This window comes from Variovorax sp. W2I14 (genome assembly GCF_050435205.1).
GTDB classification, from domain to species: domain Bacteria; phylum Pseudomonadota; class Gammaproteobacteria; order Burkholderiales; family Burkholderiaceae_C; genus Variovorax; species Variovorax paradoxus_C.
Map to the genome: position 1 here is coordinate 4,053,204 of NZ_JBNDJX010000001.1, position 13,767 is coordinate 4,066,970.

At 65.6% G+C, this 13,767-nt stretch carries 14 protein-coding genes; 11 read left to right on the forward strand and 3 right to left on the reverse strand.

Features of this window, described 5'->3' with window-relative positions; all coding sequences use genetic code 11:
* Positions 1–4 precede the first annotated feature (4 nt).
* Genes QF040_RS19125 through QF040_RS19140 form a run of 4 tightly spaced genes read left to right on the forward strand, consistent with a single transcriptional unit; the run spans position 5 to position 4,086 of the window.
* Complete coding sequence (locus QF040_RS19125) at positions 5–769, forward strand: SDR family NAD(P)-dependent oxidoreductase (protein WP_306882725.1); 765 nt, start codon at positions 5–7, stop codon at positions 767–769.
* Positions 770–804: 35 nt separating this feature from the next.
* On the forward strand, positions 805–1,797 hold the full coding sequence (locus tag QF040_RS19130) for a Bug family tripartite tricarboxylate transporter substrate binding protein (protein WP_429612371.1): 993 nt from the start codon (positions 805–807) through the stop codon (positions 1,795–1,797).
* An 8-nt stretch (positions 1,798–1,805) separates the two neighbouring features.
* Positions 1,806–3,557: an acyl-CoA dehydrogenase family protein gene (locus QF040_RS19135; RefSeq protein ID WP_429612372.1), complete on the forward strand. Its 1,752-nt coding sequence runs from the start codon at positions 1,806–1,808 to the stop codon at positions 3,555–3,557.
* Positions 3,558–3,594: 37 nt separating this feature from the next.
* Positions 3,595–4,086, forward strand: coding sequence for a MarR family winged helix-turn-helix transcriptional regulator (locus QF040_RS19140; RefSeq protein ID WP_429612373.1), 492 nt, complete (start codon positions 3,595–3,597; stop codon positions 4,084–4,086).
* A 105-nt stretch (positions 4,087–4,191) separates the two neighbouring features.
* Here the strand turns inward: QF040_RS19140 and QF040_RS19145 are convergent, their stop codons facing one another.
* Complete coding sequence (locus tag QF040_RS19145) at positions 4,192–4,845, reverse strand: TetR/AcrR family transcriptional regulator (protein WP_307597585.1); 654 nt, start codon at positions 4,843–4,845, stop codon at positions 4,192–4,194.
* A gap of 132 nt (positions 4,846–4,977) precedes the next feature.
* Here QF040_RS19145 and QF040_RS19150 point away from each other — a divergent pair, with 132 nt between their 5' ends.
* The 5 genes from QF040_RS19150 (at position 4,978) to QF040_RS19170 (ending at position 8,378) form a co-directional block, all read left to right on the forward strand.
* Complete coding sequence (locus QF040_RS19150) at positions 4,978–5,415, forward strand: VOC family protein (protein WP_429612374.1); 438 nt, start codon at positions 4,978–4,980, stop codon at positions 5,413–5,415.
* 41 nt (positions 5,416–5,456) lie between these two features.
* Positions 5,457–5,984 (forward strand): SRPBCC family protein, encoded by a 528-nt coding sequence (locus QF040_RS19155; protein WP_429612375.1) that lies wholly within the window; start codon positions 5,457–5,459, stop codon positions 5,982–5,984.
* A gap of 19 nt (positions 5,985–6,003) precedes the next feature.
* Positions 6,004–6,423, forward strand: a complete 420-nt coding sequence (locus QF040_RS19160) for a VOC family protein (RefSeq protein ID WP_429612376.1) — start codon at positions 6,004–6,006, stop codon at positions 6,421–6,423.
* Positions 6,424–6,466: 43 nt separating this feature from the next.
* Positions 6,467–7,939 (forward strand): DHA2 family efflux MFS transporter permease subunit, encoded by a 1,473-nt coding sequence (locus tag QF040_RS19165; RefSeq protein ID WP_429612377.1) that lies wholly within the window; start codon positions 6,467–6,469, stop codon positions 7,937–7,939.
* A 79-nt stretch (positions 7,940–8,018) separates the two neighbouring features.
* On the forward strand, positions 8,019–8,378 hold the full coding sequence (locus tag QF040_RS19170; RefSeq protein ID WP_013543443.1) for a DUF1428 domain-containing protein: 360 nt from the start codon (positions 8,019–8,021) through the stop codon (positions 8,376–8,378).
* Between the two features lie 17 nt (positions 8,379–8,395).
* Here QF040_RS19170 and QF040_RS19175 read toward each other — a convergent pair whose 3' ends face one another.
* Both QF040_RS19175 and QF040_RS19180 read right to left on the reverse strand, forming a co-directional pair.
* Positions 8,396–9,154 carry a sulfite exporter TauE/SafE family protein gene (locus tag QF040_RS19175; RefSeq protein ID WP_429612378.1) on the reverse strand — a complete coding sequence of 253 codons (759 nt, stop codon included), beginning with the start codon at positions 9,152–9,154 and terminating at the stop codon, positions 8,396–8,398.
* Positions 9,155–9,263: 109 nt separating this feature from the next.
* Positions 9,264–10,109 carry an intradiol ring-cleavage dioxygenase gene (locus QF040_RS19180; protein ID WP_306882718.1) on the reverse strand — a complete coding sequence of 282 codons (846 nt, stop codon included), beginning with the start codon at positions 10,107–10,109 and terminating at the stop codon, positions 9,264–9,266.
* 1,164 nt (positions 10,110–11,273) lie between these two features.
* Here QF040_RS19180 and QF040_RS19185 point away from each other — a divergent pair.
* Together QF040_RS19185 and QF040_RS19190 are read left to right on the forward strand one after the other, a co-directional pair.
* Positions 11,274–13,031 (forward strand): M66 family metalloprotease, encoded by a 1,758-nt coding sequence (locus QF040_RS19185; RefSeq protein ID WP_429612379.1) that lies wholly within the window; start codon positions 11,274–11,276, stop codon positions 13,029–13,031.
* Positions 13,032–13,335: 304 nt separating this feature from the next.
* Entirely contained in the window at positions 13,336–13,722 is a 387-nt protein-coding gene (locus QF040_RS19190) for a hypothetical protein (RefSeq protein ID WP_429612380.1), read from the forward strand.
* Positions 13,723–13,767 lie beyond the last annotated feature (45 nt).

Below are 13,767 nucleotides of genomic sequence, written 5' to 3' on the forward strand. Positions count from 1 at the left end.
ACACATGAAGATCGAAGGACAAGCCGCCCTCGTCACCGGCGGCGCATCGGGCCTCGGCGAAGCCACCGCACGCGAACTGGCACGACTGGGCGCGAAGGTCGCCGTGCTGGACCGAAACGCCGAGCTCGCAGAAAAGGTCGCCGCGGAAATCGGCGGCATCGCCTGCGCCTGCGACATCACCGACACCGACAGCGTCACCGCCGCGCTCGACAAGGCTGCCGCGGCGCATGGCCCCGCGCGCATCCTGATGAACGTCGCCGGCATCGGCAGCGCCAAGCGCATCGTCGGCAAGGACGGCAACCCGGCACCGCTCGAAGACTTCGTGCGCGTGGTCAACATCAACCTCATCGGCGGCTACAACATGGCGCGCCTCTTCGCGGCACGCTGCGCCAAGCTCGAAGCGCTCGACAACGGCGAGAAGGGCGTGATGCTCTTCACCGCCTCCGTCGCCGCCTTCGACGGGCAGGTCGGCCAGCAGGCCTACAGCGCCTCGAAAGGCGGCCTCGTCGGCATGACGCTGCCGATGGCGCGCGACCTCGCGCAGCACGCCATCCGCGTGTGCACCGTGGCGCCAGGACTCTTCGCCACGCCGCTGCTGCTGGAGCTGCCCGAAGCCGTGCAGCACTCGCTGGCCGCATCGATCCCGTTCCCGCCGCGCCTGGGCAAGCCTTCGGAATTCGCCGAACTGGCCTGCCACATCGTGACGAACGGACACCTCAACGGCGAAGTGATTCGCCTCGATGGCGCCCTGCGCATGGCGCCGCGCTGATTCCAGCCCCAGCAGCAAAACCAGGAGACAAGACCATGACCACCCGACGCCAGTTCGTGAACATGCTCGGCGGCACCGCCGCCATCGGCGCCCTGCACCCCCTCGCCGCACTCGCCCAACTGGTGCAGCAGCAGGTGAAGATCTACTACGGCTTCCCGGCCGGAAGCGCCGGCGACAGCGTGGCGCGCCGCGTGGCCGACAAGGTGGGCAACACGCCCTTTACCCAGACGAACCCGGTGGTCGAGAACAAGCCCGGCGCGGGTGGACGCATCGCGCTCGACACGCTCAAGACCTCGCCGGCCGACGGCTCGGTGCTGTGCCTCGCACAGGCCTCGGCGCTGTCGATCTATCCGCACATCTACACCAAGCTGGCCTACGCGATCCCGGACTTCGCGCCGATTTCCATCGGCGCCGTGATGACGCACGGCCTGGCCGTCGGCCCGATGGTGCCGGCCAGCGTGAAGACGCTGAAGGACTACATCGCCTGGGCCAAGGCCAACCCCGGCCAGGCCAGCTACGGCTCGCCGGGCGCGGGCTCCACGCCGCACTTCCTGGGCGCGCTGCTCGGCCTGAGCACCGGCGCCGACCTGCGCCACGTGCCCTACCGCGGCTCGCTGCCCGGCATCAACGATGTGGTGGGCGGCCAGATCGCCTCGTGCGTGACGCCGGCGGGCGACTGCCTGCCCTTCGCCAAAGCCGGCAAGCTGCGCGTGCTCGCCACCTCGGGCGCGCAACGCCCGGCCTACCTGCCCGATGTGCCGACCTTCACCGAACAGGGCTTCCCGGAGATCGTGGCCGACGAATGGTTCGGCTTCTTCGCGCCGGCGAAGACGCCCGCACCCATCGTCAACGCCGCGAGCACCGCGATCCAGGCCGCGCTCAAGGACAAGGCCGTGGCCGATGGCCTGCTGTCGGTCGGGCTGATCGCGCACGGCTCCTCGCCCGAGGAGATGAAGAAGTCGCTGCAGGCGGAGTACGAACGCTGGGGTCCGCTGGTCAAGAAGATCGGCTTCACCGCCGAGTCCTGAAGCAGCCGATGGATTACCGGCCTCGCCCCGAAGACGTTCGCTTTCTCCTGAATGCGGTGCTCGATGCGCCTGCGCGGCTGCAGGCGCTCGCGCCCTTCGCCGAAGTCGATGATGCGCTGCAATCGCAGGTGCTCGAGGAGGCCGCGCGCTTCGTCGGCGAGGTGGTGGCGCCGATCAACCGCGAAGGCGATGAAGTCGGCTGCCGCTTCGACAAAGGCGAAGTCATTTCGCCGCCGGGATTTCGCGGCGCGTACCAAGCCTTCGTCGATGGTGGCTGGCCCGCGCTCTCCGCCGCGACGGAAGACGGCGGCCAGGGCCTGCCCTCGGTGCTCGAAGCCGTGCTCTACGAATGGCTCAGCGCCGCGAACCACGGCCTCACGATGGCGCCGGGCTTGCTGCACGGTGCCTACGCTTGCATCAAGCACCATGGCAGCGACGAACTGAAGAGCAGCTACCTGCAGAAGATCGCGACCGGCGAATGGCTCGCCACCATGTGCCTGACCGAATCGCACGCGGGCAGCGATCTCGGCCAGGTGCGTACGCGCGCCGTGCCGCAGGCCGATGGCAGCTTGCGGGTGAGTGGCAGCAAGATTTTCATTTCGGGCGGGGAGCACGACCTGACGCCGAACATCGTGCATCTGGTGCTGTGCCGGTTGCCGGATGCGCCGGCCGGGCCGAAGGGTCTGTCGCTGGTGCTCGTGCCCAAGCTGCTGCCCGATGGCGCGCGCAACGCGGTGCACTGCGAGCGCATCGAGGAAAAGATGGGCCTGCATGGCAGCCCGACCTGCTCGATGCGCTTCGACGATGCCACCGGCTGGCTGGTCGGCGAACCCAGTCGTGGTCTCGCCGCGATGTTCGTGATGATGAATTCGGCGCGACTGCATGTAGCGCTGCAAGGCATCGGCCTGCTCGACGCCGCCTGGCAGAAGGCTGACACCTACGCGGCCGAGCGCCGCCAGATGCGCGCACCCGGCGCCGTGCCAGCAAGCCGCGGCGCGGAGCCGGCCGACCTGATCGCCGAGCACCCGGCCATCCGCCGCATCCTCGACACGCAGCGCGCCTGGATCGACGGCGCGCGCACGCTGGCCTACCGCAGCGCGCTGATGCTCGATGTGGCCGCGCACGACGCCGACCCCAAGGCCCGCGAGCGCGCGCAGCGCTGGTGCTCGCTGGTCACACCGGTGCTCAAGGCCGCCTGCACGCACCAGGCCTTTCACGGCGCGAGCGAATGCCTGCAGGTGTTCGGCGGCCACGGCTATGTGCGCGAGTGGGGCGTCGAGCAGATCGTGCGCGATGCGCGCGTGACGATGATCTACGAGGGCACCAACGAGATCCAGGCCATCGACCTCCTGGTGCGCAAGGTGCTGCCGGACGGCGGCACCGCGATGTCGGCCGTGCTGCTCGAACTGCGCGACACGCTCGACGCCTCGCGCGAGGCCGACGCCGATGTGCAGCGCCGGCTCGCGCAACTGCGGTATCTCGGCACCACCATCGCAATGTCCGCGCATGCGAACCCCGTGCTGCCGTACGAAGTGGCCGACGATTACCTGCGGGTGGTGATGCTCACGATGATGGCCTGGGCCTGGGCGCGCATCGAGGCTACCGGCAGCACCGAAGACGCCGGCAGAGCGCGAGCGGCTGCGGCTTTTCGCCGCTGGGTGCTGCCCGAGTTCGAGATGCGGCTGGGCATCGTCAAGCGCGCCTGCGAGGGCATCGGCCTTTCGCACGCAGCAGCAGCAGCGGAAGGTGTCGCGCGGTAGATTCCCGGCGCCGCCTCGGCCGGTTACGCTCGGGGCCATGCCTGCACCCGCCAAGAAAACCTCCACGAAGAACGAGCCCGCTGCCTCCGCATCGGGCCGTTCGGACCGGCTCGATGCCCGCGTGCTCGAAACCCTGGTCGGCTACAACGCCCGCCGCGCCTGGCTGATCATCAGCAGCGTGTTTTCGGAGCGCATGGCGCCCTACGGGCTCAAGCAGATCGATTTCTCGGTGCTCTCGCTGCTGGCGCACAACCCGGGCGCCACCTCGCGGCAGCTGTGCAACACGCTCGAGATCCTGCCGCCCAATCTCGTGAGCCTGGTGGCCACGCTGGACAGCCGGGGGCTCATCGAGCGCCGGCCGCATCCGCACGACGGCCGCGCGGTCGGGCTGCACCTCACCTCGGCCGGGGAAGCGCTGGTGCGGGACGCCGAGCAGACGGTGGTGCAGTTGGAGGCCGACGCCAGCGCCCAGCTCACGGCGCGCGAGCGCGAGACGCTAATCAAGCTGCTGCAGAAGATCTATCTCTGAGAAAAACCGTTCGGGCTGAGCATGTCGAAGCCTTGCGCGGCGCTTCGACAGGCTCAGCGTGAACGGTTTCCTGAGCTCGACTTGGCGTGAAATCGGGGGCGACCGCTAGAGCCCCCGCTCCACCATGTCGATCAGCCGCTGTCCCAGCGCCTGCGTGGTCTCCGCATCGAGTGTGCGGAGCGGCCCGTGAATGATGAGCAGCGCCAGCCCGTGCACCGCCGACCACGCGAGAAATTCCGCATTCGGGCGGCGCACCGGATCGAGCACGCCGGCGTCCACCAGCCGGTCGATCGCGGAACCCAGTAACTGAAACGGCCCCATGCCGCTCGCTCCCGCGGCCGTGGGCCCCACTTCGCCCTCGCCCTCCTCGGTCACCACGAACGCCGTGCGGAAGAGACCCGGCTCGGCCTGCGCGAACCGCAGGTAGGCCGTGCCGATGGCGCGCACCTGCGCGCGGGCGAAATCGGCGGGCGGCTGGTCGAAATGCAGCACGGCCAGTTCGGACTCCATCGCCTTGGCAGCAGCCGAGAGCGCTTCGCCGCGCACCGCCAGCAGCAATTCCTGCCGGCTGCCGAAATGCCGGTACGCCGCATTCGGCACCACGCCCACACGGCGCGTGGCCTCGCGCAGCACCACGGCATCGGGCCCGCCGTCGCGCGCCAGTTCCACGCCCGCCTCGAGCAGCGCACGGCGCAGATCGCCGTGGCGGTAAGTGCTGCGGGCGGGCGGCAGGCTTTCGGGGACGTTGTTCAGCTTCATTTCGATTTCCATGTGGACACTGTCCATTATCCCTGCTATTCTTTGTGGACGGTGTACACAAAGTAGTTCCATCGTATTCGCGCAGGAGCCGCTGCGCATTCTTGAAACCTTTATCAGCCCAAAGGAAATGCCATGAAAGTCCAGTCTTACCTGTCCTTCGAAGGCCGTTGCGATGAAGCGATCGCTTTCTACAAGAAGGCGCTCGGCGCCGAAGTCGTCCAGCTCATGCGCTACAGCGACGCGCCGGCCGACGCGTTCGAAGGCAACACCGACGCCAGTTGCGCAGGCGCCGCCCCCGGCCCCGACAAGGTGATGCATTCGGTGCTTCGCGTCGGCGAAACCGAGCTCATGCTCTCCGACGGCCAGTGCTCCGGCAAGGCGGAGTTCAAGGGAATCATGCTGTCGATCACCGCATCCACCGATGCCGATGCGCGCAAGTGGTTCGATGCGCTGGCCGATGGCGGCCACGTCATGCAGCCACTCACGCAGACCTTCTTCACCAGCAGCTTCGGCATGCTGGCCGACCGCTTCAGCGTGGCCTGGATGCTGGTGGTGGACGCCGCCAAGTAACCCGTTGCCGCCCGCTTCCCGCCCCGCTCTGGAGTCCCTTCATGTTCAAGAAAATCGTTCTCGCCATCCTCGCTGTGATCGCAATCGTGCTCATCTACGCGGCCACCCGGCCCGACACCTTTCGCGTGGAGCGCACGGCGCGCATCGCCGCGCCGGCCGAGAAGATCTTTCCGCTGATCAACGACTTCCACCGCTGGGGCGAATGGTCGCCCTACGAGAAGCTGGACCCGGCCATGAAGCGCACGTTCGGCGGCGCGCCGGCCGGACAGGGCGCCACCTACGCCTGGGAGGGCAACGACAAGGCCGGCGCGGGCAAGATGGAAATCGCCGAGTCAACGCCTTCATCGAAGGTCGCGATCAAGCTCGACTTCATCAAGCCCTTCGAAGGCCACAACATCGCCGAGTTCACGCTCGCGCCGCAGGGCGACGCCACAGAGGTCACCTGGGCCATGCACGGCCCGAGTCCCTACATCGCCAAGCTCATGGGCCTCTTCTTCAACATGGACCAGATGATCGGCAAGGACTTCGAAACCGGCCTTGCCAACCTCAAGACGGCCACCGAAAAGTAACCACCTCCAAGGAAATCTCATGTCTCCCATCCACGCCTACCTCACCTTCGACGGCAACGCACAGGAAGCCATGCGCTTCTACGAAAAGACGCTCGGCGGCACCATCCAGATGATGATGACCATCGGCGAAGCGCCCGACACCGAGCAGATGCCCGCCGACGTCAAGAAGCGGATCATGCATGCCTCCCTCGCCTATGGCGAAGGCATGCTCATGGCTTCCGACACCATGCCCGGCCAGACCTACGAAGGCATGAAGGGCTTCGGCGTTGCGCTGACGCTGGACACCGTCGCCGAAGCGCGCCGCGTGTTCGATGCCTTCGCCGAAGGCGGCACCGTGTCCATGCCCTTCGAGAAGACCTTCTGGGTCGAAGGCTTCGGCATGGTGACCGACCGCTTCGGAACGCCCTGGCTCATCAACGGCGGCAAGCCGCTGGTTTAAAAAACGCAACGCCGCCTCGGCGGCCTTTTCAGGAATCCATTCCATGACCGACACACTCGACAACCGGAAGCGCTGGCTCGCATTGATGGTGCTCTGCCTCGGCGTCCTGATGATCGTGCTCGACACCACGATCGTGAACGTGGCATTGCCCTCGATCCGCACCGACCTCGGCTTCACCGAGACCTCGCTCGTGTGGGTGGTGAATGCCTACATGCTGACCTTCGGCGGCTTCCTGCTGCTGGGCGGCAGGCTCGGCGACCTGTACGGCCACCGCAAGCTCTTTCTGATCGGCCTCGTGCTCTTCACCGTCGCCTCGCTGGCCTGCGGCATTGCCAACTCGCAGGTGCTGCTGGTCGCCGCGCGTGCGGTGCAGGGGCTGGGCGGTGCGGTGGTCTCGGCCGTCTCGCTCTCGCTGATCATGAATCTCTTCACCGAACCGGCCGACCGCGCGAAGGCGATGGGCGTCTATGGCTTCGTGTGTGCGGGCGGCGGCAGCATCGGCGTGCTGCTGGGCGGGCTGCTCACGAGTTCGCTGAGCTGGCACTGGATCTTTCTCGTGAACCTGCCGATCGGCGTGGCGGTGTATGCGCTCTGCGTGGCGCTGCTGCCCAATGCGCGCGGCCAGGCGCATGGCGAGAAGCTCGACGTGGCCGGCGCGGTCACCGTCACGCTGTCGCTCATGCTCGCGGTGTACGGCGTGGTCAACGGCAACGAGGCCGGCTGGGGCTCCACGCAGACGCTGGGCCTGCTCGGTGCGGCGGTGGTGCTGCTGGCCATCTTCATTGCCATCGAAGCGCGCGTCGAGCATCCGCTGATGCCGCTCGGGCTCTTTCGCCTTCGCAGCGTGTCGGTCGCCAATGTGGTGGGCGTGCTCTGGGCGGCGGCGATGTTCGCGTGGTTCTTCATCTCGGCGCTCTACATGCAGCTGGTGCTGAACTACACGCCGATGCAGATCGGCCTCGCGTTCCTGCCGGCCAACATCATCATGGCGGTGTTCTCGCTGGGGCTCTCGGCCAAGCTGGTGATGCGCTTCGGCATCCGCAAGCCGCTCGCCATCGGGTTGTGGCTCGCGGCCATCGGGCTCGCGCTCTTTGCGCGCGCACCGGTCAACGGCAGCTTCGTGGTCGACGTGCTGCCCGGGATGATGCTGCTGGGTCTCGGCGCGGGCATGGCCTTCAACCCGGTGCTGCTCGCGGCCATGAGCGAAGTCGATCCCGCCGATTCGGGCCTCGCCTCGGGCGTGGTCAACACCGCCTTCATGATGGGCGGCGCGCTGGGCCTGGCCGTGCTGGCCAGCGCTGCCGCGGCGCGCACCGGGTCCATGGCAGCCGCCGGCGCGCAGTTGCCGCTCGCGCTCACCGGTGGCTACAACCTTGCATTTCTCGTCGGCGCCGTGTTCGCGGCACTGGCGGGTTTGATCGGGGCCTTGCTGCTTCGCACCGCACCGCCGGCGCAAATGCAGAACAACGAAGAGGCAGCGTCACCCCGCGGAGCGGCGAGCGAATCGGCGTCGTGACGATGAAGATGCGCACGACACCATGCAGCCGCCGCTGTTTTTCCTCCAACGTTTCTATCTTTCTTTCAGGAGATCTCCCATGGCTCGCTATGTAGACGGTTTCATCGTTGCCATTCCCACCCAGAACGTCGAGGCGTATCGCAAGCTCGCACGCAAGGCCGGCAAGGTCTGGATGGAATACGGCGCGCTCGAATACGTGGAGTGCATCGCCGACGACGTGAAGCCCGGCAAGCTCACTTCGTTTCCGCAGAGCGTGAAGCTCAAGGCCGACGAGACCGTGGCCTTCTCGTGGATCGTCTACAAGTCGCGCAAGCACCGCGACACGGTGAACAAGAAGGTGATGGCCGATCCGCGCATCGCGGCCATGGACCCGAAGACCATGCCGTTCGATGCGAAGCGGATGATCTTCGGCGGCTTCAAATCCATCGTGGAACTCTGACTCGCCCCCGGCCGGCCTCAGGCGAAGAATCCGTCGTAGACGAGCTTGAGGCCCGTCAACAACATCCCCAGATACACGAAGCGATAGAACCACGTCGCGTCGATGCGCCTGGCGATGCGGATGCCCACCCACACGCCGAGCGGCGCGAGCGGCATCAGCGCCACCGAGGTGGCCAGCGTGCGCAAGTCGATGAGGCCGAGCCACGCGTAGGGAATCCACTTGCTGAGATTCACCACGAAGAAGAAGTACGCCATCGTGGCCGTGAACACCACCGGCTTGAGCCGGAGCGGAATCACGTAGGCATTGATCGGCGGCCCGCCCGCGTGGGCGATGAAGCTCGTGAAGCCCGACACCACGGTGAGCGCCGCGCCCACGCCGCGCGAGGGCAGCGGATCGGCGGGCTTGGGCGGAAACACCAGCCGCTGCGCCAGGAACAGCAGCGTGAACACGCCGACGATGCCCGCCACCGTGTGCGCCGACAGCACGCGGAACAGCAGCGTGCCGACCACCGTGCCGACGAGCCCGAACGGAATCAGGAACTTGAGCAGCGATCGATCGAAGTCGCGCCGGAACGCGGCGATTCCCAGCACGTCCATCAGCAGCAACAGCGGCATGAGGATCGCCGCGGCCTGCGGCACCGTGACCGCAAGCGCCATCAAGGGCACCGCGAGCGAGCCGAAGCCCGCGCCGAAGCCGCTCTTGCTGATGCCCAGCAGCAGCACGGCCGGGATGGCGACCGCATAGAAATGCGGATCGGTGATGAGGGGAAAGTCCATGGGTGTGAAGAGCGCAAGCGACGAGCGCAGAAAAAAGCCTGCACCGGCGGCAGGCTCGGCGAGCGTAGCAGGATGGTCTCGGGCGCGCGCGCCGTAGCTCTTCGCTTCCTCAGGCGGCCTGGGCTTGCTTCAGAGGATTCAGCACGAAGTCGAAATCCAGGCGCCAGCGGCCGTCGGCCTGCTGCTTCCACGGCGCGACCAGCGACTGGCGCACCGCGAACACCGCGTCCGAATCGAGCCACTGGTCGCCTTCGCGGAACACATGCGTGATGAGGTTTTCATAACCGGGCGCCTCGATCTTGAAATGCAGATGCGCGGGCCGCCAGGGATGGCGTTTTGTCGCGCGCAGCAGGTCGCCCACGGGGCCGTCGACCGGAATCGGATAGGCCTCGGCCAGCACGCTCCTGAAATGCAGCGCGCCGTCGGGTCCGGTGCGCAGGCGGCCGCGGTTCTCGGCATGGTCGAGCCCGTCGTGCTGCACGTCGTAGTGGCCGCCCTCGTCGGCCTGCCACACATCGACGACCGCGCCGGCCACCGGCTCTCCGTCGAGCCCCCGCACCGTGGCGTACACGTCGCAGGGCACGCCCGCGGCGCCGTTGGCCACGTCGTCGCCGTGCTCGTACTCGGGCGCGCCTTCGACATAGAACGGCCCGAACACCGTGGCCTCGGTGCAGCCGGCCGGCTTGCCGTTGTTCATCGCGATGGTGAGCATCGAGAGGCCCAGCACGTCCGACAGCAGGATGAACTCCTGGCGCTTGTCGTCGCACATCTGGCCGGTGGCCGTGAGGTACTGGATGCCCTGGAACCATTCGGCTTCGGTGAGCTTCACCTCGCGCGCGAAGGCGTGCAGGTGCTGCACGAGGCTGGTCAGGATTTCGTGCAGCCGCGGATCGGGCGTATCGGCCAGGCGCGCGAGCACGGCCTGGGTGATGTTGTCTTGGTTGAGGTTGCGCATCGTGGCTGTCTCCATGGTCGGCCGTGGCCGTGTCCGTCGTGCCCGCCTTGAGGCGGTGCCAAGGACTATAGGCCCGCGATCACGCACCCGAAAGCGCTGCCGCGCAAATGATTTTTCCGCCCAGCGGAACGATCGGGGCCCAAAGGCTTTCACCGCCGAACCGATGACTCCGGGAAACCAGGTGCTTGTCCCCGGAATCAACAGCTGGACCGGGAAACAGCGTGCGGGATTGAGGTCAAGCACGTTGCGCCCTTCCATCTCCATCGGTCCGAATCAGTTCGTCGGACGGCCTCTCAGCAGGAGAAGGCGGGATCGCCTACCCGCATCTACGGGCGCAGTCCGGCTAGCTAGGAGCGTGCGTTCTTTTCCATTCATTTCTTGTCGGCTTATCCCTTGAAAAGAAGTACCTGATCGAACGGGCTCCCTTGGTCATGACATCCCCTCGTCCGACCACTTCACAACTAAGCCGAACGCCCTACTTGCACTTTGTTTTCAAAAGATGCTTCATTGATAAGTTGTTAATGAGTTTGAAAAACCATTCAAAAAACGAACCGCCGCTGCGCATAACTCGAACGAAACTCCCTGTTTATAGTGATCCCTCGCCTCAAGTCGATGATGTAATCCGTGCCTTCAAGGAAATCCAGAAAATTGGGAACCTCATGCCGAGTTTCATGTTTCCCGCGAGGCGTTACCAAGACAAGTTGACTCATGAGCAACAGCCGTCCTTCACTTCCGTGAGCCAGAGGACACCAGCCGCAGAGGCAGGTTGGAACGCGGACACGAGGCGACCCGGGATTTGAAGAAATGCCATGGCGGCGGAGCCGCGATCACCGGTAAGCCCTTTGATCGTTTGCAGGCAAGCGCGTAGATATGTCGAAGTTGATCGAGAAGAGGAGTTGAACAATGAAAAAAGCACTTGGCCCATTGGGGCTGGCCGTTGCGATGTTGCTGACGTCCTGCGGAGGGGGAAACAACGCTCCTGCGTTCTGGCCCTTGCCTACGCCAGCGCCTGACAGCCCGGATTCACCCGCGCCGGTGAATCCACCCACAGCGCCTCCTCCAGCACCTCCTCCAGGACCTGGGGAGCCGCCCACATCCTTCGTTCCGGTCGTCGCAAAATTCGAACTCGCCCAGACTCATGTCATCCCGCCTCAAGGATCGAGCATGGCGGCAAAGAGCGCTCGCGAGGAACTGCATGCCGTGGGTGGCCGATCGGCGCTCGCACTCGTGCGCTTTGAAACGCCGCCCTCCGGCCCCGTCGGGCTGGAGGGGCTCCAGGACGGCATCAGCCTGGGTGTCGTGGCGATGGCCGCGCCTTCCGCGCTGCCGGCAACCGAATCGGGAGGCGAGGCTTATGCCTCGGACACCTACAGTGCGGCGATTCCCGCGGCGTGGATGCGTACGGGCCTGCAATTGCGCGTGGCAAGCCCGACCGCGGCGTTCGATCCCGGCGCAGCGATCGCGATCAAGGTTGGTGCAGATACGAAAGTCGTGCTGCGCATCTTGCCGTTCTACCTTTTCGGTGCGACGGACGCGAACACCTATCCGCTCTCGCAGATCGGCCTGCCGCCAGCGGATGCCCTGTCGGAAACTTTTGCCAAGTTGCCCGTCGGGAGGCTGGAAGCCCAGGCGCACCCTGCGCTGCGCGCAGAGTGGCTGCAGGTCCTGATCGGGCCGCGGGCGGACAGGAGCAACACGGTCCAGGCCTCCTATTACGTGAACAACGCGGACCAGCAACAGGACGGCTATGCCGTGATGGACACCCTCCTCATCCTGCTGACATTGATCCGGAATGCCGGAGGTGACGGCCCGGGACCCGACCAGTTCTATGCGCCCCTGATGATGCTCGACAGCGCGGGCAAGTACTACGATCCCCAAGGCGGCGTCGGCACCGTCGGCGGAGGCGCGAGTCTGGGCGATTTCCGCTATGAAGGCCTCTTCATCCATGAGCAAGGCCACGCCTTGGGGCTTGCGCACCAAGGCGATCAATATGAACGCGGTCTTTATCCGTACATTGCCGGCAGCCTGCTGGGCTCGACCTGGGGCTACGATCAAATAAGGCAGCAGTTCCTGGCGCCTTATCTTCCGACTTCGGCAAGAACCTATGCAGGCTGCAGGACCGAGACAGTCTTCAGCGGCAAGGATGCAGGCGGCAACGCTGTCTCCTACCTTCGCCGAATAGATGCCACTGATCGGTGCGTCAAGCAGGATCCGATGCAAAGCGGCGCTGGCGACGAGGCATCCGGCTATCGCTACACGATGTTCTCGGATTTCAGCACCGGGCGGATGCAGCGCTACTTCGAGGGAAGTCCCCCCGGCCTCAACTACAAACCGGATGGAGCGATCTTCAGCGATGCCGCTTTTTCGAGCGGGTACAAGCGGTGGAACACTGCAACGCTGCGTTGGGTGGAAGTGGTGCCTGTCACCGAGTCGAATGGAATGCGCTCGCTGGACATGGGGCTGCCCGTCGCCAGGAACGTGCCGGTGCACACCATCGTGATCTCGCTCAACAACGCGGCACCGAAAAGCTCGCTCATCTATCCGCCTTTGACGTACACCGGCAACCTGCTTCGGACCATCGATCCCAGCACGGCCGCGGGCAGAGCCGACATCGTCCCGGACACCGGCACCTATCCCTGGTACTGCCGCAATTACGGTTGCGACTACACCGTGCGTGCGACCTATTCCAACGGCACGGTGCGTCATGTCGCGTTGCAGCGCGCCTTCAGGCCATTGAACCAGCCGCGAGGCGCCGAATTGCCGGCCGCTTCAGACCCCCTGTCAACCAGCAGCTTCATCAGTTGGGCGGTCAACGTGCCCGCCGACAACGGCGGCCTGTCGAAGATCGAGCTCCTGAGCACGCCGATGGCTTGGGAGGGTGTTCCGGCCAACCCGGTCGTGCTGGCGACCAAGACCATATGACAACGGCTGCCTGCCGCCCCCCGCGCCACGCGTCCTTGCGCCAAGGACCTCGCGTGGCTCGCAGCGGCATGCAGCCCATCAGGTCGACAAGCTTCTTGATAAAAGCAGGCCCATGACTACTCGCCCGGCGTCTTCTCCGGTACTGCCGTTCTTCTGAATTTTTTCGGTGCAACGTATGCCGAAGACTTCCAACGCCCCGACCGACTCAGCCTCTCCTGCAGCAGCAAGGGTCGCAATGCTCGCCGCAGATCGCGCCAGGCGCAGAGACAGATTTGCGCGCCGATACGAAGCCATGCAGGATGCGATGAAGCGCTACGACAGCGGTGCCACCATCGCCGAGCTCTGGCCACGGTGGAGCGAGCTGACCGGCATGTCTCGTCATACCCTGAGCATGGTGGTCCGGGGTGTCTATGACACCAGGATTGCGCGTGCTTTGCACGTTGTATTGAATCGGCCATTGCCCGGTCTACCGCCCAAGATTCCCGCACCCGGGCCTGCCCGCATTCCGCGACTGACGCCAGAGAGACTGCTGAAAATTCGCGTTGCGGCACGTGCGGGGACGCCTTTGAGTGCAATAGCTCACGAGTTTCAAGCCCATCCAGACATCGTGCGCCTCATCGTCAGAGGCACCTACAGGACCCGATCGATGAAGAAGGCCTTGGCCATGGAGGCGGACGCGGAGGCAGGGTAGCGGACCTCTGGCGCCGAACCACCCGGTGTCAGGCCGCCACGGCCG